Below are 19,788 nucleotides of genomic sequence, written 5' to 3' on the forward strand. Positions count from 1 at the left end.
GATGCCGCCTGCAGCGATTCAGCGCCAAGCCCCAACACGTCACAGTTCAGCGCCTTCCACTGCAATGAAAGACGCTGTGTCCTATCGGCATCGCTCGAATCCGCTTGGGTCCGCCACCATCGCTAGGGGGCACTCGCGATCGGCGCGGTGTCGCGCCTGGCGCGTGATCAACTTCAACTGGTTGCTGATGTCCAAATCCACTGAATCTCCGTTGTTCTCCCCGGTGCGCCTGGGCGCGCTGGATCTTGCCAACCGCGTGATCATGGCGCCGCTGACGCGCAACCGCGCCGTCGCCGGTCAGGTGCCCTCGCCGCTCGCCGCCGAGTATTACGGCCAGCGTGCCAGCGCCGGATTGATCGTGGCCGAAGGCACCCAGATCAGCCCGCTCGGCCAGGGCTATCTCGACACACCCGGCATCCACAGCAAAGAACAAGTCGAAGGCTGGCGGGCGGTCACCGATGAAGTGCATCGCCGCGGCGGCAAGATCGTGCTGCAGCTGTGGCACGTGGGCCGCGTGTCGCATACCAGCGTGCTGCCGCCGGGCGAATCGCCGGTTGCGCCCAGTGCCATCCGTGCCGAAGGCAAGACCTTCACCAAGAACGGCTTTGAAGATGTGTCCGAGCCGCGCGCACTGGCGCTGGACGAAATCCCCGCCCTGATCGAGGACTACCGCATCGCCGCGCGCAACGCCATCGATGCGGGCTTTGACGGCGTGGAAGTGCATGCAGCCAACGGCTACCTGCTCGACCAGTTCCTGCGTGACGGTTCCAACAAGCGCACCGACGCGTACGGCGGCGATATCGAAAACCGCACCCGTCTGCTGGCCGAAGTGGTGCAGGCCATTGCCGACGAGATTGGCGCCGAGCGCACCGGTGTGCGCCTGTCGCCGGTCACACCGGTGTACGGCATGCACGACTCCGATCCGCAGCCGTTGTTCGAGCGTGCGGTCGAGCGCCTCAACCTGATCGGCGGGCTGGCCTTCGTGCACGTGATCGAAGGCGCAACCGGCGGTCCGCGCGACAACGTGGCCTTCGACTACGCCACACTGCGCGCAAAGTTCGACGGTGCCTGGATCGCCAACAACAGCTACGACAAGGCGCTGTCCGAAAAGGCCATCGGCAGCGGCTATGCCGATGCGATCGCCTATGGCCGCCCCTACATCGCCAACCCGGATCTGGTGCGTCGCCTGCGCGAAAACGCCCCGCTGGCCGACTTCAACCAGGCCACCATGTACGGCGGCGGTGCCGAAGGCTATATCGACTACCCCGCATTGCCGAACTAGGCCCGGCTGGCACACCGGCTGCGCTCAGCATCAAGCGAGCGCAGTCGATGCTTCAGATCAGCCTGTACATGCGCGCACTGCGGTTCTGAGCAGATCGCCTGCCGACTGTTTCAGGTGAGCACAACACGCACCTCTCCCCCGATTGCCATCGCGATTGGGCGACCATCTTGCGTCTGCAAGTCAATCGTTGACCCAGCGCGCAAGGCCGAACGCTTATGCGTTGGTTGCGCAACAGGCTCGTTGGATAGCCAACCGCAGACACATCGCGCCCGTCGCAACGCCGGCACCTTCGCATCGCGCGCCGACACCAGTAGCAACCACATGACGCGCACACCCTGCCCCGCTAGGATCGTGCCGACACTGCTTTCTGGAATGCCGATGCGGCCCCTGCTCACTTCCGTTCTTTTGTGCACGCTGCTGATCTGCGGGCACGCGCTTGCCGTGCCGTTCTGGGGCGCGCGCCAATCCAGCCCCGCCGAAACCGCGCCTGCACAGCTCAAACCGGGCGAATGGATCTGGGGCGGCGTCAGCAAGGGCTGGGGGCCGATGGCGGTGATCGTCAGCCTCACCGAGCAACGCGCCTATGCGTATCGCAACGGCATCCTGATCGGTGTCTCCACCATCAGTTCCGGCAAGCCCGGGCACGAAACGCCTACCGGTGTGTTCACCATCCTGCAGAAGGACAAGGACCACCGCTCCAACATCTACAACGCCGCGCCGATGCCGTATCAGCAACGACTGACCTGGGATGGCGTGGCCTTGCATGCCGGCGGCTTGCCGGGTTACCCGGAATCGCATGGCTGCGTGCATCTGCCATCGGAATTCGCGCGGCTGCTGTTCGACAACTCCAACATGGGCATGGTGGTGGTGGTCGCGCAGGCTGGCATGGATGCCGACGCAGTGGTGCATCCACGCGCGCTCAGCCCGATCGACCCGACCACCGGCGCGCAGCGCGCATTGCTGCCGCTGCCCAATGGCCAGGCATTTGCATGGCAACCGGAACTGGCGCCCACCGGCCCGATCTCGATGCTGGTCAGCAGCAGCGACCAGCAGCTGGTGGTGTATCGCAATGGCGTGGAAATCGGACGTGCGCAAGTCGCCCTGCACGCGCAACCGGGCGCCGCACCGCTGGGCACGCAGGCCTTTATCGTCGGCCAGGGATTTTTGCCCGGCGAGGTGCCCGGCCTGCCCGGTCAACGCATGCCCAACTGGATGCGCATCGGCATCCCCGGCAGCAGCGCTGCGGCAGGACAGGCGCTGGACGCCGACACCATCGCGCGGCTGCAGGTTCCGCCGGCATTTCTGGCTGGATTGCTGCCGCTGCTGACGCCTGGCGTGGTGTTGGTGGCCACCGATCAACGCATTCTTCCCGAGACCACCGGCGGCAAGTTGCAGGTGCTGAATTCGGATCCGCCCGAAGCGCCTTGAGTGCAAGCTGCGCAGCGATCGCAGCAGCAAGGTGCGCGTGAGGTTGCGCGCGCACATGTCGCTGATCAGCATCGGCAATGCGCTCATGTGCGCTGGCGATGCCCAGCGCAGGCCGCCCTTCCGGTTTTGTTGAACGCTAGACGCGTCGCACGTTGCGATTGTCAGCGCAGCCTGCCTGGCAGATGATGCAGCCATACCTCATTGCCAAGGATGTGCGTGATGCGTGTACTTACTGCGGTTCTGCTCGGCAGCACGTTTTTCAGTTGCGCGTTATCCACTGCAGCGGCAGAGCCGGTGCGCCCGGCCGCACCAAACGCCGAGTGTCTGGATGCACGCCAGCTGGCCGAACTGCATCAAGTCGATGCACGCACGCTGGCCGTGGCCGAACACGGCGGACGATTGTTCCGCCTCACCTTGACTCAGGACTGCCCGCAACTTGCCGCGCAAGCGGATGCGAGCCTGCTGGCGGCGCATGGTTGGGTCTGCAATGGTGCGCAAGCGTACGTGAGCACCGCTCAGCAGCGATGCGCGATCAGCCAGGTCGCCACGTTCAGTGCGCGCGAGTACGCCAGCGCAGCCAGGCAACGCGACCATAACGGCATACCCACCCTGGAAGGCATCAGCGTGCGCGAGTCGCGTCGGCGCAATTTCGCCGGCTCATCCAGCTATTGCTTCAATCCCAGCATGCTGCGCTCCTGGTCGGAAGATGGCCAAGGGTTGGTGGTGGAAGTCTCGCCACGTCATCCCGGCACGCACCGCCATTACCGTGTGGAACTGATGGACAGCTGCCGCGAACTCAGCGGCGCGCCGCCGATCCGCTTCGTGTCCGGCATGGGCTTGAATGCCATCTGCGGCAATCCCGGCGACAAGGTCGACGTGCTCGACGAGATGGCGCTTGCCGGCGCGGCTGCCGGATCCGGCCAGCAGGGCGACCTGAGCGCCACGCGCGGTGGCCTGGCTGCGCGGATGCGCCAGAGCTGCACGGTTGCAGCGGTGTATCCGCGCGATTGAGAGTGCCGCTTGGTAGGAGCGCGCTTGCGCGCGATGAGGCGTTATCGACAACGCCTCATCGCGCGCAAGCGCGCTCCTACACACGCCGTACGCGGCGTTGCCATCGCCGCAATCGCCTCACGCCTTGCGCAGAAAACAGGTCTTCAACACCAGGCCCTTGATCCTTTCCGAATTGCCTTCGATGTGCTCGGCATCGTCCTCGACCAGGCGGATATTGCGGATCAGCGTGCCCTGCTTGAGCGGAATCGAAGAGCCCTTGACCTTCAGATCCTTGATCACGCTCACCGTGTCGCCGGCCTGCAGCACATTGCCGTTGCTGTCGCGTACCACCGTCGCGGTCGCGACGGCGTCGCCCGCACTCCATTCGAAGCCGCAGTCTGCGCAGATCGACAAGGCGCCGTCGACATAGGTGTTGTCCAGGCCACATTGCGGACAGGCGGGAACGGTGGACATGCGATTCCTAAGCTCAAAACGGGCGTGGATTGTAGCGCCCCGGCCGCGCGATCACGTCTCCGGCACGGCGGTGGCGCGATAGTGCGGCGCTTGTCGAATGCCTTGCAGGTCGCGCGTGTCCAATCAATCGGTCTCCAATCCGCCCAACGGCGCGCCCGAATCTGCACAGCATCGGGCTGCCGGGCCTGGGTCCACCGGACCTGGCGCGGCAAAGGCCAATGCCGCAAAGAAGACCGGCTCGCACCTGGTCGTCTACGTGGCCCTGGCCGGCAATCTGGCCATCGCCATCGCCAAGTTCATCGCCGCCGGCATTTCCGGCAGCTCGGCGATGCTCAGCGAAGGCGTGCATTCGCTGGTAGACACCATCAACGAAGTGCTGCTGCTGTACGGCCTGCGGCGCGCAACGCAGGCGCCGACGCCTACCCATCCGTACGGCTACGGACGCGAGCTGTATTTCTGGAGCTTCATCGTCGCGTTACTGGTGTTTGCGATGGGCGCAGGTGTGTCGCTCTACGAAGGCATCGTGCATCTGCGCAATCCGGAGCCGGCCAAGAGCCATCTGATCGCCTACATCGTGCTCGGCGTGTCGATCGTGTTCGAAGGCATTTCCTGGGTGGTGGCCTTGCGCGAGTTCCGCGCGAAGAAGGGCCGCATGGGCTATTTCCAGGCGTTTCGGCAAAGCAAGGATCCCAGCACGTTCACCGTGCTGCTCGAAGACAGCGCCGCATTGATCGGGTTGTTCATGGCCGTGCTGGGGTTGGCCGGCGCGCAACTGCTGGACATGCCCGAACTTGATGGCATCGCCTCGATCGGCATCGCCGGCGTACTGGCGGTCACCGCGTTCCTGCTGGCGCGCGAAACCAAGGGCTTGCTGATCGGCGAGCCCGCACATGCGCACGTCACCGAATCGCTGCTGCGCATTGCCGCCAGCGACCCGGACGTGCGCGCCGCCAACGGCGTATTGACCATGCAGATGGGCCCGAATCAAGTGGTGGCTGCGTTGAGCGCCGAGTTCGAAGACAGCCGCACCACGCCGCAGATCGAAGCCTGCGTCGGGCGCATCGAGGCCGCCGCCAAACGCCAGCACCCCGAGCTCACCGCACTGTTCATCAAGCCGCAAACGCCTGAAACCTGGCATGCACGGCGTACCGAGATCGAACGCGACGCACAACCCGACTAGTGCGCAGCACGTGCGTTGGGGTGCACGTTGAAACATGCGTAACACCTGCTGAAGTGCGATGCAAAACATCCGCCGCGTCGCAGTTCCAGTGCAGCCAGACAGTCGACGCATGACCTTCGGCTGCAGGCATGACCCAATCTGACACCACCACGACCAAGCTGATCCTCGCCCTAACCGCCGGATCGGCTGCGGTTGCATGATCGAAGGCGATTGCCTACGGTGGGCGTGCAGCATCTCTTCGCATCGTGAATCAGCCGATGCATTCCACTCGATCACCGTCATGGAGGTTTCCAATGGAAATCAGCCAGGGTCGCGTTGCGACCATTCACTACACTCTTTCCGACGACACCGGCCAGGTGCTGGACCGTTCCACGCCGGACACGCCGCTGAGCTATCTGCACGGCGCCGGCAATATCGTGCCGGGCCTGGAGCAGGCGCTGGATGGCAAGCGCCTGGGCGAAACGCTCACCGCCGATGTGGCGCCCGAGCAAGGCTATGGCCCGCGCCATGCGCAATTGATCCAGCAGGTGCCGCGCGATGCCTTTCCCACCGATATCGAAGTGGTGCCGGGCGTGCAGTTCGAGGCCCGCACCCAGCAAGGACCGGTGCTGGTGACGGTCACCGACGTCGGCCCGGAGCATGTCACCGTCGACGGCAATCACCCGCTGGCTGGGAAGTCCCTGCATTTCGCGGTCGAAGTCATCGAAGTGCGCGAAGCCACCACCGAAGAACTGAACGAAGGTCACGTCGCCAACCTTGCGGCATGAGTCATCGCGCCGTGCGCCTGCGGGTGCACGGCGCTTCGGCTGCTGCGACCTGCGCGCGGACCCTTGCCCACGACGCAAACGGCAGAAGTAGTAAAGTGCGCGGCCCGCTCATAGGCCCGCCTGCATGAAACTCGGCATCGACTTCGGTACCAGCAATTCCGCCGCTGCGGCGATCGTCGATGGCCAGGTGGTGCCGGTGCGGTTCGGGCAGGACCTGCAGTTCCGCACCACGGTGTATTTCCCCGAGACCATGCGCGACCCGGACGATTTCAGCCTCACCCCGGCGCTGGAATACGAGGTGGAACGGCTGATCGATTCGGGCCGCCGCGACGCGCTTGCCGCCGGCCGCGCGCCCGCCAACGACAGCCTGCGCCGCGATGCGATCCGCATCGTGCGCCGCCAATGGATGGAAGAACAGGTACGCGAGCCGCGCAGCTCTGCCGCCCTGCTGCAGAACGCGGTCTATGGCGACGAGGCGCTGGATGCGTATTTCCTCGAAGGCGAAGGCAGCCTGGTGCAGAGCCCCAAGTCGATGCTCGGCTACAACCTGCATCCGCGTGCGCGCCAGACCATCACCGGCATCGCCACGCATGTGCTGGAACACATTCGGCTCACCGCCTCGCGCCAGTTCGACATCAACATCCGCAGCGCCACGTTGGGTCGCCCGGTGCAGTTCCGCAGCTCGATCGGCGAGGCCGGCAATGCACAGGCACTGGAGATCCTGCAAACCGCCGCAATCGCTGCGGGCTTCGACACGGTGGATTTCCTCGAAGAACCTGCAGCGGCCGCCATGCACTACCACGTCAGCCACGACACCCGGCACGACACCGTGGTGGTGGACATCGGCGGCGGTACCACCGACATCGCGCATGCCAGCGTCGGCGGCAGCGACGCGCCGCAGGTGCACCGCGCCTGGGGCATCGCACGCGGCGGTACCGATATCGATCTTGCGCTGAGCCTGGCCGCCTACATGCCGCTGTTCGGCCGCGGTATCACCCGCGTGCCTACGCACCACTACGTGGAAGCGGCGATGGTGCAGGACATGACGCGCCAGCGCGAATTCCGCTTGCACAAGTACCAGGACGTGCCCGCCCCGTTCGACAAGCGTCTGCAGGCGCTGCAGGACACCGGCAACACCGCGCGCCTGTATCGCGGCGTGGAAGCCTGCAAGATCGCGCTCAGCGAGCGCGACCAGCACCAGGCGGCGCTGGACTTCATCGAGCGCGGGCTGGGCGTGGACGTGCAGGCCAGCGCACTGGTGGCGTCCGCTTCCAACTATCTGGGCGAACTGGAAGGCCTGCTCGCGCAGGTGCGTGCCGACCTGGCCGCGCCGCCGGCCACGCTGTTCCTCACCGGCGGCATGTCGCGCGCAGGCTATATCCGTGACACGGTCGCGGCCGCCTTTCCGGAATCGCGCCTGGTGCAAGGCGATCCGTCCTTTGGTGTGGTCCAGGGCCTGGCCTGGGCTGCCGCGCGGTGAGCGGCAGCTAGATGGTCGGTTAGCTGTGCACAGCACGCGTTAACGCAATCCGGCGCGACTTCCCATATAATGCACGGTTGCTGCCGGACGCCCCGCCGTCTTGTCTGCAAGGCACGCTCGCCGTGCCGCCGCGATTGCGCACCGAACGCGATCGCACCTCTCGACATCGCTTCTGCGCGCGCCACCCTAGCCGCACGCGATGTCCTTGCACTTCCCCGCTACAGGAGGCCACATGGCACGTCCCGCGACCAAGCAGAAATCCCAGCCCAGCATCGCTCGCAGCGAAGGCAAGTCGCAGCCGCTCAGTCGTGAGCGCATCGCTGCCGACATCGCCGCGTTCCGCAAGACCGGCGGCAGGATTGAAGTGCTCACCACCAACTTCGGCCCAGCTCGCAACGATGGCGACAAGATCGCCTAAGCGTTGCACCGAAGTGTTTGCTCAACGTGCCACCGCAAGGTGGCACGCTTGTTTCAGGCGTCAGGTTACGGGTATCAGTTGTTGTAATCGATGCGCACCGAGCCCGAGTGCGATTCCAGTTTGACGTCACCATTGCCCGCACCCAGCCTGGTTTTCAGGCTCTTGCCCGGGCCGTACTCCGGCCGCTGCACCTGCCCGGCCACCGAGCGGATGTCGCCACTGAACACCTCCACCTGCAGCGCTGCCGAGACATTGCGCGGCACGCCCAGGGTGATCGAGCCGCTGACACTCTCCGCCGCGATGCTGCCGCCAGGCGCCAGCCCGGTCACCGTCAGCGCCGTTCCCCCGGACACACTCTCCGCGCGCAGCTGCGACACCTGCCCCGCGCCAACCCGGATCTGGCCGGAGACGGACTCGACCGAGATCACCCCACTGGCGCCCGATGGCGCATCGATCTGCCCGCTCACCGTGCCCAGCGTCAGCCGCCCGCTGGCCACCGAGCTACGCAGCGAGCCACTGACGGTTTCCAGTTGCGCCTCCTTGGCGCGCCCACCGGCGACCACATCGCCGCTGACCGACTTGAGCTGCAACCGCGCCAGATCGACCTGATCGACATCGACCGAGGCACTCACCGCCTCCACGTCCAGCAACGCCGCACGCGGGACCCGCAACTCCAGTTGAGCGCCCTTGCTGTTGCGGCCGTTGCGCGGGTAGATCACCTCCAGCTGCAGCAAGTCCGGGCTTGCGTCGACATCCAGCCGCTGCCCCTCGCCCAAGCTGCCGGTCAGCGCCACCTCGTCCCGGTCCCAGCCGCGCACGCGAATCTGCCCGGCAATGTTTTCCACCTCCACGCGCCCACCGCGCGCCAGCGGATGGGTCTGCTTGAGCGCGGTCTGCGCCGCTGCCGGCGCGGCGCATACCGCAGCCAGCAGTAACAGGGAAAGATGGATGTAACGCATTGGGCATGCTCCTCAGCTAGGGAAGGACGCCTCGCCCTGTGCGGCGAGACGGGTCAATTGCAGCCGCTTCGCATAGGTGCGCTGCAGCTGCGACAACAAAAACGCCGAGCGCGGGCTCTGCGCGATCGCCGCGTGGATGGCCTGCACGCTCTGATCGAGCTCATCCAACGCAGGACGCAGATCGGCCGGCACCTGCTGCACGGGGAACGCAGCAATCGCCTGCTGGTACTGCCCGGCCATCGCCTGCGCCTGCGCCACCAGCGCGGGCTGCACGGGCACGGGCGTGCGTGCCTGCCGATCGAGCCCGGGCACGATAACCACCAACGCCAGCGCAGCGGCGAGCGCCACACCCAGTGCAGGCCACGCCCATGCGCGATGACGGCGCGGCGGCAATGCGACCACGCTGGAGTGCGCCGTCAATGCGGGCGCAATGCGCTCCCACATCTGCGCCGGTGGCTGGCGGTGTTGCGGCAATGCCCGCAAACGCGCGCACAACGCAGCGTCGTCGGTCTCGCGTGGATCGTGTGAATCATGGTGATCGTGGTTCATACGGTTTCTCCCAGCCGCGCACGCAGCAAGCCGCGCGCGCGATGTAGTTGCGCATTGGAACTGCCGACCGCCATGTGCAGTTGGTCGGCAATCTCCTGATGTTTCCAGCCCTCGATGTCGTGCAGTACCAGCACCGCGCGTGCACGCGGCGGCAATGTTTCCAGCGCGCGCTCCAGATCCATCCGGGTCGATTGGCAATGCGCTGCGCCAGGAATCGCCGCGAGAATCTCGCCGTCGGCATCGTCCACCATGTGATCGCTCGCAGCCGAGCGCGCACGCAACTCCATCAAGGCGGTGTTGACCGCCAGGCGATGCAGCCAGGTGCCCAGCGCACTCTGAAAACGGAATTGCGGCAAGGCCTTCCATGCCGCGATGAAGGTTTCCTGCAGCACATCGTCGGCGCGCGCCGCGTTGCCACCGCACAAGCGCCAGACCACCGCATACAACCGCGGCGAATGACGGCGATAGATGGTCTCGTAGGCAGCGCGATTTCCGCGCGCAGCAGCACGCGCCAAGCCGGCGTCGTCGCGGTCGGCGGGGCTGTCGCACGCTGAGGCATCGATGGGCATGGCGGTGTCGAGCATATCCAGTTCGATGCAGCAGACAGCGCAAAGGTTTAAACCCGGCAAACTCTTTTTCTTCGAACGCGGCGTAAACCTTTTCGCCTGCCGGCGCATCCAATCCTTTCGATAGCGCACTCCTGCGTCGCATTGCCCGCCTGGGCACGGTCATCGGCCGCTCCAAGCGCAGGCATTTTGATCGTAAGCCCACATGCCGCATGTTCTTGGATTGCTCCTGAGCCTGTGCTCCACCCACTGCCCGGCCCCGCTGCCGATGGATGCGCTGCAGCTCACGCTGATCCCGGCGCGCCTGGAGCTGTGCCTGCTGCGTTTACCGCTCAAGCAGGTGTCTTGCGTCGCGATGAGCACACCATGGGAATGGACACTGGTGCGTCACCTGGAACAGCGCTGGCAGCGCTTGGTCGCGCTCTCCGCATCCGGTGCGCGTGTCACGCGCTAGCCACCTGCAACTGCATGCTGTCTTCCCCGAGCGCCCCGTTACAATGGGCATCCGCCCAACCTGCATGATGTAATGTCCACGCCCGATGCGTTGCCCACCATGATCCGTAGCCTGCTGCCGCACTGGAATCCGCAGTGGCTGGCTGTCGCAGTGCCAACGGTGCAGATCGTGTTGATCGTCGCCGTTGCCGCGCTGGTACGGCTGCTGCTGCGGCAACTGCTGCGGCGCTTGTGCACGCGCTACAGCCTGCCGGCAGAAATGATGATCGGTATCCGGCGTGTGGGCAGCTTCGTCATCTCGGTCACCGCCGTGCTGACGGTGCTGAACGTGCTTGGCGTCTCCAGCGGCACCTTGTGGACCGCGTTCACCGGGTTCGCGGCGGTCGGTGCGGTGGCGTTTTTCGCGGCATGGAGCGTGCTGTCCAATATCTTCTGCACGTTCCTGATCATCACCACGCGCCCGTTCCGCCTGCACGACCATATCGAATTGCTCGAAGGCGGCGACAAGCCGGGCCTGAAAGGCCGCGTGATCGACATCAACGTGATTTACACGACACTGGAAGAAACCGGCGATCACGCCGGCAGCGTGCTGCAGGTCCCCAACAGCCTGTTCTTCCAGCGCACCACGCGGCGCTGGCGCGAGACCAGCCACTTCAACGCCAACTAAGACACCCACTAGCTCTCAACGCAGTTGACTGTCCTTGCTGCCGCGACGGTTGTAGCCGCCCTGCGCCGCCTGATCTAGATCGTGCGCTTCCTGGCAATTCACGCACAGGTGCACGCCCGGCACTGCCTTGCGGCGCGCTTCGGGAATCGCTGCATCGCACTCTTCGCAATGCGTCAGGCTCGGGCCCTGATGCAGCTGGCTCCGCGCGCGCTTGATCGCATCCTCGACGGTTGCATCGATCTGGTCCTGCACCGCCCCATCACCCGCCCATCCGGTCGCCATGATCGCCTCGGCTTGTTGGCTCAGGAGTGGAATATGGGCATGCCCGCAGGCACATCCAAGCCGGACGTGCACAGTGCGCTCAAATCGGGTGTTCTAGCATCGGGGTATTCGCACTCTTCGAGGAATCTGCAATGGAACAACCTGTCCACCCGTTCTCCGAATTATTCGCCCAGTTGGGTCTGCCATCGGACGAAGTCAGCATTCGCGACTTTATCGATGAGCACTCTCCATTGCCGGGCGATGTGCGTCTGGAAGAGGCGCCCTTCTGGACCCCGGCACAGGCCCAGTTGCTGCGTGAAGAACGCCTCGACGATGCCGACTGGATCGTGACCATCGATCAACTCAACATCGCCCTGCACACCACAGCCGAAGACACCGGCGTCTGATCTACACAAGAGCGCAGCGAAGGCATTGCGGTAGAACTCGCCTGTAGTCTTTTACTTGTGCCGGCCGAATACTTGCCCCGGCCGATTCGATTGATCAGATTGCAGTAACAAAAAAGAGCGGCCAGTGGCCGCTCTTTTGCATTCCGGGTAACGCGGCTGGCGTGCGAAGCGCGCGCCGACGCCAGGCACTCGGACGTCAGGTCACCTTCTTGGCGATCGTCACACCCAGCACGAACAGCACGATGGCGATGATGATGCCGGCCCAGAACAGGAACTTGGCAATGCCCATCGCAGCGCCCGCCATACCGCCAAACCCGAGCGCACCGGCGATCAGTCCGATGATGGCGAAAATAATGGCCCACTTGATCATGTTGTTGTCTCCTCATTCGGCACGGTGCCGTGTTTTTAGTCGTGTGCCTGCGGCAATACACCGCAAAACATGCGCTGCACGCTACGCATCCAGGTGTGCCGCATTCGTGAATACGCCTGACACACACCGCCACATTCGCGCGCGCAGATTCGCCACTGGCACCTGCATCGGTGATCATGTGCACTTCGCAGCACTCGATCGGCATGGACACTCTCCGCTATCTCACCGGTTACCCGCCCGCCGTCCTGGATCAGGTGCGCGAGTTGATCGCGCAGGACAAACTCGCAGCGGTGCTGGCGCGGCGCTACCCGGACCGCCATGAGATCCGCACCGACCGCCATCTGTACGAGTACGTCAAAGCGATGAAGGAGCGCTACATGCGCTCATCGCCCACCTTGCACAAGGCGATGTACGACAACCATCTGCAGGTGGTGAAGCATGCGCTGGGCACGCACACCTCCATCTCGCGCGTGCACGGCAGCCGGCTCAAGGCCAGCCGCGAAATCCGCATCGCCTCGCTGTTCCGCGACGCTCCAGAGCCATTTCTGCAGATGATCGTGGCCCACGAGCTGGCGCATCTGAAGGAGGCCGATCACAACAAGGCCTTCTACCAGCTGTGCAACCACATGACGCGCGACTACCACCAACTGGAGTTCGATCTGCGCCTGTATCTGACCCAGCTGGCGCTGTCGGCGAACCGCTGATCGCGCATCGCGCGGGCAAGGCTTAGGATGCCGCGATGGAACAGACGCATGCACTCGCCGCCCTGACGCAGGCTGCCAACGGGCAACAGCCCGCCGCAATGAATGCCTTGGCGCAGGCGCTGGTGCGCGCCGGGCAGACCGAGCAGGCCTTGGTCTGGTACACACGGGGCGCGGCCGCCGGCGATCCCACGGCACTGATCGAAGCCGGGCGCATGCTGGCCTACGGTGTCGGTTGCGATGTGGACATTGCCCAGGCGCGGGCGCACTGGCAGCAGGCCGAGCGCCAGGACTCCGCAGCGGCGCGTTATCTGCTGGCAACGCTGGCGGTCACTGACACTCCATTGGCGCTGGCGCCGCAGGCATACGCGCAACTGCACGCCGCAGCCTCGGCCGACTACCCACTCGCACTCCGCGCACTGGCCATCCAGCACGGCCGCATCGATGACCCGCAACAACAACGCCGCTGCGTTGCCCTGCTGGAGCGCGCCGCCGCAGGCGGCGATGCGCTGGCGGCCGCACTGCTGGCAGAGCGCCTGCTGCGTGGCGAAGGCGTCCCGCCGCAGCCTGAGGCCGCGGCGCAGCTGTTGCGGCAATTGCAACCCTTGGGCATCGCCGTACTGCCCGATGTGCGGATCTCGCCACCCGATCCCGGTCGCGACCCCGTTGGCAACGAGGACCACATCAGTTTCGCGCCCCAAAGAAACGCGACGACGCGGCGCCACGACGCGCCCATGATCGAGGAAGTCTCCGCTGTGCTGTCTGCCGACGAATGCCGCTTGCTGATGCTGCTGGCACGGCCGCATCTGCGTGCTTCGCAGGTGGTGGACCCCAACGATGCGAGCACGCACCGAACGCCGATCCGCACCAGCCGCGGCGCCACGCTGGATCCGATCCTCGAAGACTTCGCCGCGCGTGCAGCGCAGGCGCGCGTGGCGGCCTGCGCGCAGCTGCCGTTGACCCACGCCGAAGCGCTGTCGGTGCTGTGCTACGCGCCGGGCGAGCACTACCGCGCCCATCGCGACTACCTGCCGCCCGGCACGATCGCCGCAGACCGCCCTGGCGCCGGCAATCGCCTGCGCACCGCATGCGTCTATCTCAACGATGTCGACGCAGGCGGCGAAACCGAGTTCCCTGTTGCTGGCATCCGGGTACAACCGCGTGCCGGGTCGGTGGTGTGCTTCGACAACCTGCAGGCCGATGGCTGCCCCGATCCCGATTCGTTGCACGCCGGCCTGCCGGTCACCACGGGCAGCAAATGGCTGGGAACCTTGTGGTTTCGGCAGCAGCGCTATCGGCATTGGTGAACAGATTCATACACAAGCCCCTGCCGACGTGGTTTAAAATGTTGCAGCGCGACGTGATCGGACAGGGTCTGCAGACGTCGCGTTTTTTGTTTCCCATTGCACGGGTCCAGACCCGGCCTCAGGGAAGGCACATCACGCAGCCCCGCGGAGCCTTCGATGCTTTTCGAAACCCTCGATACCACCGGCCACGAGCAGGTGATTTTCTGTCACAACCGCGACGCCGGCCTCAAAGCGATCATCGCCTTGCACAGCACCCGCCTCGGGCCGGCACTGGGCGGCGTGCGCATGCGCCCGTACCCCACTAGCGAAGCGGCACTCGACGACGCGCTGCGGCTCAGCCGCACCATGACCTACAAGAACGCGCTGGCCGGGCTGAATGTCGGCGGCGGCAAGGCGGTGATCATCGGCGACCCCAAGACCGACAAGAGCGAGGCGCTGTTTCGCGCGTTCGGCCGTTTTGTCGACACCCTGGGCGGGCGCTACATCACCTCCGAGGACGTGGGCACCGACGTCAACGACATGGAAAAGATCTACCTGGAGAGCGAGTACGTCACCGGCGTGCATCAGGTGCATCGCGGCTCCGGCGACCCGGCGCCGTTCACCGCCTACGGCGCGCTGCAGGCGCTGATGGCCTCGCTCAATCGCAGGCTCGGCCATGAAGAAGTCGGCAAGTCCAGCATCGCGATCCAGGGCCTGGGCCATATCGGCATGGAGCTGGTCAAGCTGCTCAAGGAACGCGGCGCCAAGCTCTATGTAACCGATCTGAACCCGGCGCTGATGGACCGCGCAGTGGCCGAATATGGCGCCGAAGCCGTGCGTGTGGACGAGATCTACGAAGTGCCGGCCGATGTGTTCGCGCCGTGCGCGCTGGAAGGCGCGATCAACGAACAGACCCTGCCAAGGCTCAAGGCCAAGATCATCTGCGGCACTGCCAACAACCAGCTCGCCAGCGCCGCCATCGGGCAAGAGTTGCACAAGCGCGGCATCTTGTACGCACCCGATTACGTGGTCAATGCCGGTGGCGTGATGAATGTGTCGCTGGAGATCGACGGCTACAACCGCGAGCGCGCGATGCGGCTGATCCGCAGCATCTATCACAATCTGGAAAAGGTGTTCGATCTGTCCACGCAGCTGGGCGTACCGCCGCAGCAGGCGGCCGATCAGATTGCCGAAACGCGCATCGAGGCCATCAGCAAGCTCAAACTGCCGCTGGGCCGCACCGCACCGCGTTTTTTGCACAAGCTGCGCGGCGAGTGATCCGCATGCCCAGGCAGCAGTGCCTGGGCATGCAAGACGCCGATCAGAAATCGGCGCTGTAACGCAGGCTCAGCGCGCGATCGTCGCCGCGCTCGCCCACCCGCTGGTCGTAACCGAAACGCAGCTGGCTCCGATTGCCGAACGGCGCCGAGGCCGCGATGCCGAACAGGCCACCCGAGCGCGCCGGCTGCATGCCACGCAACGGCGCCCACGCATCCACACCGATGAAGCTGGCATCCAGCATCAAGCCGTCGCTGCTCAATGCCTGCTGCCACTCGGCATAACCGCCCAACTGGATGCCGCGCCAGCGATATGCCGAACGCACACCGGCCAGCACCTGGGTGCGTGAGGAGGTGCTGGCATCGGCACGCAACCCGAAACCGTCGCCACCGCTTTCGCGGAAGCCCTCGCTACGCAGCCGCACATAATCCAGACCCATGTACGGCGTCAGCGATGCGCGTGCACCGCCCCAGCGGTAGCCGGTTTCCAGGTTGCCGCTGAGGTAACTGCCGCTGTAGTCGCTGAAGGCGCTGCTGCGGTCTTCGCCGAACTGCAGGCTGCGCTCGATCTGCCGATCGACATTGCCAAAACCCAGTTGGCCCAGCGTGTAAGCCGAGCCCAGCGTGGTGCCCCAGTACAGCTGACCTTGCACCTGACGATCGCGCCCACGTGCACCATCCAGATCGCCCAGGCTGTTGGAGCGCGTTTCGCCGAAAGCAAAACCCGCGACCGCGCCGGAGGCCAGGCGCAGATCATTGCCCATCATCCAGCCGGAGGTAGCGAATCCGGACGTGGTCACCCCACCCTCGCCCGGCCCGCCGAGCGCGCGTTGCCAGACGCCGAGCATGCGGGGCTGCTGCGACAAGCCATCGAAATGCGTGGCCAACGCACGCCGGCCCAGATCGATGGTGTCGAAGGTCATCGCTGCCGAGGCCGCATGCGCACGACCGGACAGACTGCGCAACGAATCGGCTGCTGCCTTGGCGGTGGACGATTGCTGCAACGCCGCTGCGGCGCGAATGAAGCCGTTACTGATCGCGCCGCTGCCTTGCAGTTGTTGCGCATCCACCTGCTGGAACGCCTGCTCGACACGCACCGCCGAATCCATCGACGCAGTGCCGATGACGCCCAGCGTTGCCGCCACTGCAGTGACATCCATGCGCCGCAACGTCAGATACGCGCTATTGCTGTCGTAGCTCAGATTGGCATCGAGGAAGGTCACTGCCGGCCCGTTGCTGAGCGAATCGAACCGGCCCTGCAGCCCGTTGGTGGCTTGCAGCAAGGTGTAGGTGTTGTTGTCGATCACGTAATCGCGCCGGCCGAGCACTTGCAGATCACCCGCAATCGTCGCGGTGCCCGCAACGTTCAAACGATCGCCGACGTTCAAGGCCAGACGGCCGTCACCCGCCTGGGTGTAATTGCCGGTGACAGACAGCGCCGCACTGTTGACCTGCAGCGTGCCGGCATTGTTCACCGTTCCACCGATCCTGCCGGCACCGACCAGCCTGGCGCCATTGGCGATGCCCACGCGCACACTCTGCAGACTGGCCGTCTGCAAGGTGCCACCGAGCACCTGGGTGTCGCCGGCAAAGGTGTTGGCATCGCTACTCAATACCAAGGTACCGGTCCCACGCTTGGTCAGCCCACCGGTGCCGCTGATGTCGTTGGCCCAGGTCGAACGCAAGGTATTGACGGTGACATCCACCGTCCCCCAATCGAAACGTGCCGGTCCCAGCACCGCCTTGCCGACATTGAGCAAGCCGTAGCCGAACGTCGGATCGACGCCCGCTGCGCCCAGATCGGTGGCAGTTCCCAGCAACGTCTGGCGCACCAGATCATTGTTGAAATACGGAAACGCCTCCCACACCAGTGCGGCTGCACCGGACACCAGCGGCGCGGCAAACGAGGTGCCGCTGCCATAGAAATAACGGATGTTGCTGGCGGTGGCATTGGGGTCGAGAAACATCGAGGTGCCCGGCGCCACCAGGCAATAACGCATCGCAACGCCGCAGGCATTGGAGTACGAGGCCAGCTGCGTGGGATTGGCGGTATCCAGCGCGGCGACCACCAACCAGCCGCGTTCCAGATCGGCGGCCGGCAGCGTCCCGTTCGGGCCCGGCTGGCTGGGCAGCGCCGCCGTATCGGAGGGCTGCGCCCGCGATTCGTTGCCCGACGCAAACACCACCAGCCCATCGTTGCCGATGATGAAAGGCCGGTATTCCTGCGCAATCTGATTGGTCACCGCCGGGTCGTTCCAATACAGCCCGCCCCACGAATTATTCATGATGCGCACGCCTGCGCTGATCAGGTCGGCATGCACGCCGGCCAGTCCAAGCGGGCCATCGACCTCGTTGCCTTCGCCGCTACCGTCATCGTCCGGCGCTTCATCGCTGATGATGCGCGCAGACACCAGGCCTGCGCCGCTGGCGATGCCGCCCGGCCACTGCCCCACGGCACGCCCGGCCGCCAGTTGCGCCACCACGGTGCCGTGGCCAACCACATCGCCCGCAGCGACATTGTTGGTGCGCGGATCGACATAGATGAAGCTGTCGCTGACCCGCCCCTGCAAGGCCGGATGATTGGTATTGATGCCGGTATCGATCACGCCGATGCGATACCCCGCACCGGTGAACCCCAACGCCTGCGCGGCGCGCGCATTGGTCAGCGTCAGATGCGCGTCGAATGCGGGTTCCGGTGTCGTCGGCGGTGCCACCACCGGCGGTGGCGGAGGCGGCGGTGAGGTTGGCGGCGGTGGTGGCGGTGGCGAGGTGGGTGGCGGTGCAGTCGGTGTGGTCGGACGAATGCCGCCGCCACCTCCACCGCCGCCACACGCGGTCAACGCCACAGCCAACGCCGAGGCCAGGACAGTCCTGGCGACGTCTATCTTCTTCATCTGAGTTGTTCTCCCCGAACCCATTCAATGGATAGGGCCCGATCCGGACCCGAACGACGTCTTTATAACGCATCGTCACGCCACTGTCGCAGCAAACTGCGTAGCGCATGTCGCGGCTGGCGCGAACGGAGCATGAGGCAGATAATCGTTTCACTTTAAACGGTATCTCCTTTATGTCCGACATCGTCATCGTTGCTGCCAAACGCACTGCCATCGGCTCGTTCCTTGGCCAATTCAATGGCCTGCCGGCGCCCAAGCTCGCCGCCGCCGCGATCGAGGGTGCGCTGGCGCAATCAGGGATCGCACCAGCCGACATTTCAGAAGTCATCGTCGGCTGCGTGCTGCCGGCCAACCTCGGCCAGGCGCCTGCACGTCAGGCCGCGATTGCGGCAGGCATTCCCACCTCCACCGGCGCCACCACCATCAATAAGGTGTGCGGCTCGGGCATGAAGGCGATCATGTTCGGACACGATCTGATCAAGGCCGGCTCGGCCAGCATCGTGGTCGCCGGCGGCATGGAGTCGATGAGCAACGCGCCGCATCTGCTGCCCAACTCGCGCACCGGCAACCGCTACGGCAACTTCCAGGCAGTCGACCACATGGCCTGGGATGGTCTGACCAATCCATACGACGGCCAGGCGATGGGCGTGTTCGGCGAAGCCACGGCGGAGAAGTTCGATTTCAGTCGCGCCGATCAGGATGCCTTCGCGATCGCCTCGGTCGAGCGTGCGCAGGCTGCGCAGCGTAGCGGCGCGTTCGTCGATGAAATCGTTCCGGTCACGGTGGCAACACGCAAGGGCGAGGTCGTCGTGGACAGCGACGAGCAGCCCGGCAAATCCGATGTGGCCAAGATTCCGACCCTGAAGCCGGCCTTCAAGAAGGACGGCACCGTCACCGCCGCCAGTTCGTCGAGCATCTCCGACGGCGCGGCAATCACCATCCTGATGCACGCAGACGATGCGCAACGTCGTGGCATCACGCCGTTGGCGCGCATCGTCGGGCATGTCACCCACTCGCAGGAACCTGAGTGGTTCACCACCGCGCCGGTGGCCGCGATCCAGACCCTGGTCGGCAAGATCGGCTGGCATCTGGACGAGGTGGATCTGTTCGAAATCAACGAAGCGTTCGCGGTGGTACCGATGGTGCCGATCAAGGAACTGGGCATCGCGCACGACAAGGTCAACGTGCATGGCGGCGCCTGCGCACTCGGTCATCCGATCGGCGCATCCGGTGCGCGCCTGGTGGTGACATTGGTGAACGCGTTGCGCACGCGCGGCGGCAAGCGCGGAATCGCGACGCTGTGCATTGGCGGCGGCGAAGCGACTGCCATCGCTATCGAATTGATTTAATTGTTTTTAACGGCGATTTTGCAAAACTGA

At 65.0% G+C, this 19,788-nt stretch carries 21 protein-coding genes; 14 read left to right on the top strand and 7 right to left on the bottom strand.

Features of this window, described 5'->3' with window-relative positions; all coding sequences use genetic code 11:
• The first annotated feature begins 163 nt into the window (after positions 1-163).
• The 3 genes from XcyCFBP4188_RS11520 to XcyCFBP4188_RS23400 all read left to right on the top strand — a co-directional run bounded on the left by XcyCFBP4188_RS11520 (position 164) and on the right by XcyCFBP4188_RS23400 (position 3,721).
• Entirely contained in the window at positions 164-1,282 is a 1,119-nt protein-coding gene (locus XcyCFBP4188_RS11520; RefSeq protein WP_104592137.1) for an alkene reductase, read from the top strand.
• A 372-nt stretch (positions 1,283-1,654) separates the two neighbouring features.
• Positions 1,655-2,710 carry a L,D-transpeptidase gene (locus XcyCFBP4188_RS11525; RefSeq protein ID WP_104592138.1) on the top strand — a complete coding sequence of 352 codons (1,056 nt, stop codon included), beginning with the start codon at positions 1,655-1,657 and terminating at the stop codon, positions 2,708-2,710.
• Between the two features lie 219 nt (positions 2,711-2,929).
• Positions 2,930-3,721 carry a hypothetical protein gene (locus XcyCFBP4188_RS23400; protein ID WP_233397295.1) on the top strand — a complete coding sequence of 264 codons (792 nt, stop codon included), beginning with the start codon at positions 2,930-2,932 and terminating at the stop codon, positions 3,719-3,721.
• 117 nt (positions 3,722-3,838) lie between these two features.
• Here the strand turns inward: XcyCFBP4188_RS23400 and XcyCFBP4188_RS11535 are convergent, their stop codons facing one another.
• On the bottom strand, positions 3,839-4,174 hold the full coding sequence (locus tag XcyCFBP4188_RS11535; RefSeq protein WP_104592140.1) for a zinc ribbon domain-containing protein YjdM: 336 nt from the start codon (positions 4,172-4,174) through the stop codon (positions 3,839-3,841).
• A 115-nt stretch (positions 4,175-4,289) separates the two neighbouring features.
• On the opposite strand from XcyCFBP4188_RS11535, the gene XcyCFBP4188_RS11540 reads away from it, so the two are divergent.
• The 4 genes from XcyCFBP4188_RS11540 to XcyCFBP4188_RS11555 all read left to right on the top strand — a co-directional run bounded on the left by XcyCFBP4188_RS11540 (position 4,290) and on the right by XcyCFBP4188_RS11555 (position 8,019).
• Positions 4,290-5,354 (top strand): cation diffusion facilitator family transporter, encoded by a 1,065-nt coding sequence (locus XcyCFBP4188_RS11540; protein ID WP_428977241.1) that lies wholly within the window; start codon positions 4,290-4,292, stop codon positions 5,352-5,354.
• A gap of 293 nt (positions 5,355-5,647) precedes the next feature.
• Positions 5,648-6,121 carry an FKBP-type peptidyl-prolyl cis-trans isomerase gene (locus XcyCFBP4188_RS11545; RefSeq protein WP_104549896.1) on the top strand — a complete coding sequence of 158 codons (474 nt, stop codon included), beginning with the start codon at positions 5,648-5,650 and terminating at the stop codon, positions 6,119-6,121.
• Positions 6,122-6,245: 124 nt separating this feature from the next.
• Entirely contained in the window at positions 6,246-7,601 is a 1,356-nt protein-coding gene (locus tag XcyCFBP4188_RS11550; RefSeq protein WP_104592142.1) for an Hsp70 family protein, read from the top strand.
• A gap of 232 nt (positions 7,602-7,833) precedes the next feature.
• Positions 7,834-8,019: a hypothetical protein gene (locus XcyCFBP4188_RS11555; protein WP_010366034.1), complete on the top strand. Its 186-nt coding sequence runs from the start codon at positions 7,834-7,836 to the stop codon at positions 8,017-8,019.
• A gap of 74 nt (positions 8,020-8,093) precedes the next feature.
• Here the strand turns inward: XcyCFBP4188_RS11555 and XcyCFBP4188_RS11560 are convergent, their stop codons facing one another.
• Genes XcyCFBP4188_RS11560 through XcyCFBP4188_RS11570 form a run of 3 tightly spaced genes read right to left on the bottom strand, consistent with a single transcriptional unit; the run spans position 8,094 to position 10,111 of the window.
• A complete protein-coding gene (locus tag XcyCFBP4188_RS11560) occupies positions 8,094-8,978 on the bottom strand; it encodes a DUF4097 family beta strand repeat-containing protein (protein ID WP_006449533.1) in 885 nt (294 codons plus the stop codon).
• A gap of 12 nt (positions 8,979-8,990) precedes the next feature.
• Positions 8,991-9,527, bottom strand: a complete 537-nt coding sequence (locus XcyCFBP4188_RS11565) for a hypothetical protein (protein ID WP_046932514.1) — start codon at positions 9,525-9,527, stop codon at positions 8,991-8,993.
• Positions 9,524-10,111 (bottom strand): RNA polymerase sigma factor, encoded by a 588-nt coding sequence (locus tag XcyCFBP4188_RS11570; RefSeq protein ID WP_006452849.1) that lies wholly within the window; start codon positions 10,109-10,111, stop codon positions 9,524-9,526. The genes XcyCFBP4188_RS11565 and XcyCFBP4188_RS11570 overlap by 4 nt, the downstream gene beginning before the upstream one ends.
• A gap of 187 nt (positions 10,112-10,298) precedes the next feature.
• Here XcyCFBP4188_RS11570 and XcyCFBP4188_RS11575 point away from each other — a divergent pair, with 187 nt between their 5' ends.
• Positions 10,299-10,547 carry a hypothetical protein gene (locus XcyCFBP4188_RS11575; protein ID WP_043911003.1) on the top strand — a complete coding sequence of 83 codons (249 nt, stop codon included), beginning with the start codon at positions 10,299-10,301 and terminating at the stop codon, positions 10,545-10,547.
• Positions 10,548-10,619: 72 nt separating this feature from the next.
• Positions 10,620-11,213 carry a mechanosensitive ion channel family protein gene (locus XcyCFBP4188_RS11580; protein WP_006452847.1) on the top strand — a complete coding sequence of 198 codons (594 nt, stop codon included), beginning with the start codon at positions 10,620-10,622 and terminating at the stop codon, positions 11,211-11,213.
• 15 nt (positions 11,214-11,228) lie between these two features.
• Here the strand turns inward: XcyCFBP4188_RS11580 and XcyCFBP4188_RS11585 are convergent, their stop codons facing one another.
• Positions 11,229-11,495 carry a DksA/TraR family C4-type zinc finger protein gene (locus XcyCFBP4188_RS11585; RefSeq protein ID WP_006452846.1) on the bottom strand — a complete coding sequence of 89 codons (267 nt, stop codon included), beginning with the start codon at positions 11,493-11,495 and terminating at the stop codon, positions 11,229-11,231.
• Positions 11,496-11,626: 131 nt separating this feature from the next.
• Between XcyCFBP4188_RS11585 and XcyCFBP4188_RS11590 the strand changes: the two genes are divergently transcribed.
• Positions 11,627-11,881 carry a DUF2789 domain-containing protein gene (locus XcyCFBP4188_RS11590; protein WP_006452845.1) on the top strand — a complete coding sequence of 85 codons (255 nt, stop codon included), beginning with the start codon at positions 11,627-11,629 and terminating at the stop codon, positions 11,879-11,881.
• Positions 11,882-12,077: 196 nt separating this feature from the next.
• Here the strand turns inward: XcyCFBP4188_RS11590 and XcyCFBP4188_RS11595 are convergent, their stop codons facing one another.
• Entirely contained in the window at positions 12,078-12,251 is a 174-nt protein-coding gene (locus XcyCFBP4188_RS11595) for a DUF1328 domain-containing protein (protein WP_006452844.1), read from the bottom strand.
• Between the two features lie 176 nt (positions 12,252-12,427).
• Here XcyCFBP4188_RS11595 and XcyCFBP4188_RS11600 point away from each other — a divergent pair, with 176 nt between their 5' ends.
• The 3 genes from XcyCFBP4188_RS11600 to XcyCFBP4188_RS11610 all read left to right on the top strand — a co-directional run bounded on the left by XcyCFBP4188_RS11600 (position 12,428) and on the right by XcyCFBP4188_RS11610 (position 15,516).
• Entirely contained in the window at positions 12,428-12,955 is a 528-nt protein-coding gene (locus XcyCFBP4188_RS11600; RefSeq protein WP_043908100.1) for a YgjP-like metallopeptidase domain-containing protein, read from the top strand.
• A gap of 35 nt (positions 12,956-12,990) precedes the next feature.
• A complete protein-coding gene (locus XcyCFBP4188_RS11605) occupies positions 12,991-14,259 on the top strand; it encodes a 2OG-Fe(II) oxygenase (protein WP_006449856.1) in 1,269 nt (422 codons plus the stop codon).
• A 156-nt stretch (positions 14,260-14,415) separates the two neighbouring features.
• Positions 14,416-15,516 carry a Glu/Leu/Phe/Val dehydrogenase dimerization domain-containing protein gene (locus XcyCFBP4188_RS11610; protein WP_006449857.1) on the top strand — a complete coding sequence of 367 codons (1,101 nt, stop codon included), beginning with the start codon at positions 14,416-14,418 and terminating at the stop codon, positions 15,514-15,516.
• Positions 15,517-15,559: 43 nt separating this feature from the next.
• Here the strand turns inward: XcyCFBP4188_RS11610 and XcyCFBP4188_RS11615 are convergent, their stop codons facing one another.
• Entirely contained in the window at positions 15,560-18,409 is a 2,850-nt protein-coding gene (locus tag XcyCFBP4188_RS11615) for an autotransporter serine protease (protein WP_104592143.1), read from the bottom strand.
• 173 nt (positions 18,410-18,582) lie between these two features.
• On the opposite strand from XcyCFBP4188_RS11615, the gene XcyCFBP4188_RS11620 reads away from it, so the two are divergent.
• Entirely contained in the window at positions 18,583-19,758 is a 1,176-nt protein-coding gene (locus tag XcyCFBP4188_RS11620) for a thiolase family protein (protein ID WP_043908092.1), read from the top strand.
• Positions 19,759-19,788: the final 30 nt, after the last annotated feature.

Source organism: Xanthomonas hortorum pv. cynarae, assembly GCF_002939985.1.
Classification (GTDB): Bacteria; Pseudomonadota; Gammaproteobacteria; order Xanthomonadales; family Xanthomonadaceae; genus Xanthomonas; species Xanthomonas hortorum_D.

Excerpts from the sequence above, each read along its gene's own strand:
- XcyCFBP4188_RS11525 (WP_104592138.1), top strand. The coding sequence starts at position 1,655 with ATGCCGATGCGGCCCCTGCTCACTTCCGTTCTTTTGTGCACGCTGCTG.
- XcyCFBP4188_RS23400 (WP_233397295.1), top strand. The coding sequence starts at position 2,930 with ATGCGTGTACTTACTGCGGTTCTGCTCGGCAGCACGTTTTTCAGTTGC.
- XcyCFBP4188_RS11535 (WP_104592140.1), bottom strand. The coding sequence starts at position 4,174 with ATGTCCACCGTTCCCGCCTGTCCGCAATGTGGCCTGGACAACACCTAT.
- XcyCFBP4188_RS11545 (WP_104549896.1), top strand. The coding sequence starts at position 5,648 with ATGGAAATCAGCCAGGGTCGCGTTGCGACCATTCACTACACTCTTTCC.
- XcyCFBP4188_RS11550 (WP_104592142.1), top strand. The coding sequence starts at position 6,246 with ATGAAACTCGGCATCGACTTCGGTACCAGCAATTCCGCCGCTGCGGCG.
- XcyCFBP4188_RS11555 (WP_010366034.1), top strand. The coding sequence starts at position 7,834 with ATGGCACGTCCCGCGACCAAGCAGAAATCCCAGCCCAGCATCGCTCGC.
- XcyCFBP4188_RS11560 (WP_006449533.1), bottom strand. The coding sequence starts at position 8,978 with ATGCGTTACATCCATCTTTCCCTGTTACTGCTGGCTGCGGTATGCGCC.
- XcyCFBP4188_RS11565 (WP_046932514.1), bottom strand. The coding sequence starts at position 9,527 with ATGAACCACGATCACCATGATTCACACGATCCACGCGAGACCGACGAC.
- XcyCFBP4188_RS11570 (WP_006452849.1), bottom strand. The coding sequence starts at position 10,111 with ATGCTCGACACCGCCATGCCCATCGATGCCTCAGCGTGCGACAGCCCC.
- XcyCFBP4188_RS11575 (WP_043911003.1), top strand. The coding sequence starts at position 10,299 with ATGCCGCATGTTCTTGGATTGCTCCTGAGCCTGTGCTCCACCCACTGC.
- XcyCFBP4188_RS11580 (WP_006452847.1), top strand. The coding sequence starts at position 10,620 with ATGTCCACGCCCGATGCGTTGCCCACCATGATCCGTAGCCTGCTGCCG.
- XcyCFBP4188_RS11585 (WP_006452846.1), bottom strand. The coding sequence starts at position 11,495 with ATGGCGACCGGATGGGCGGGTGATGGGGCGGTGCAGGACCAGATCGAT.
- XcyCFBP4188_RS11590 (WP_006452845.1), top strand. The coding sequence starts at position 11,627 with ATGGAACAACCTGTCCACCCGTTCTCCGAATTATTCGCCCAGTTGGGT.
- XcyCFBP4188_RS11595 (WP_006452844.1), bottom strand. The coding sequence starts at position 12,251 with ATGATCAAGTGGGCCATTATTTTCGCCATCATCGGACTGATCGCCGGT.
- XcyCFBP4188_RS11600 (WP_043908100.1), top strand. The coding sequence starts at position 12,428 with ATGTGCACTTCGCAGCACTCGATCGGCATGGACACTCTCCGCTATCTC.
- XcyCFBP4188_RS11605 (WP_006449856.1), top strand. The coding sequence starts at position 12,991 with ATGGAACAGACGCATGCACTCGCCGCCCTGACGCAGGCTGCCAACGGG.
- XcyCFBP4188_RS11610 (WP_006449857.1), top strand. The coding sequence starts at position 14,416 with ATGCTTTTCGAAACCCTCGATACCACCGGCCACGAGCAGGTGATTTTC.
- XcyCFBP4188_RS11615 (WP_104592143.1), bottom strand. The coding sequence starts at position 18,409 with ATGAAGAAGATAGACGTCGCCAGGACTGTCCTGGCCTCGGCGTTGGCT.
- XcyCFBP4188_RS11620 (WP_043908092.1), top strand. The coding sequence starts at position 18,583 with ATGTCCGACATCGTCATCGTTGCTGCCAAACGCACTGCCATCGGCTCG.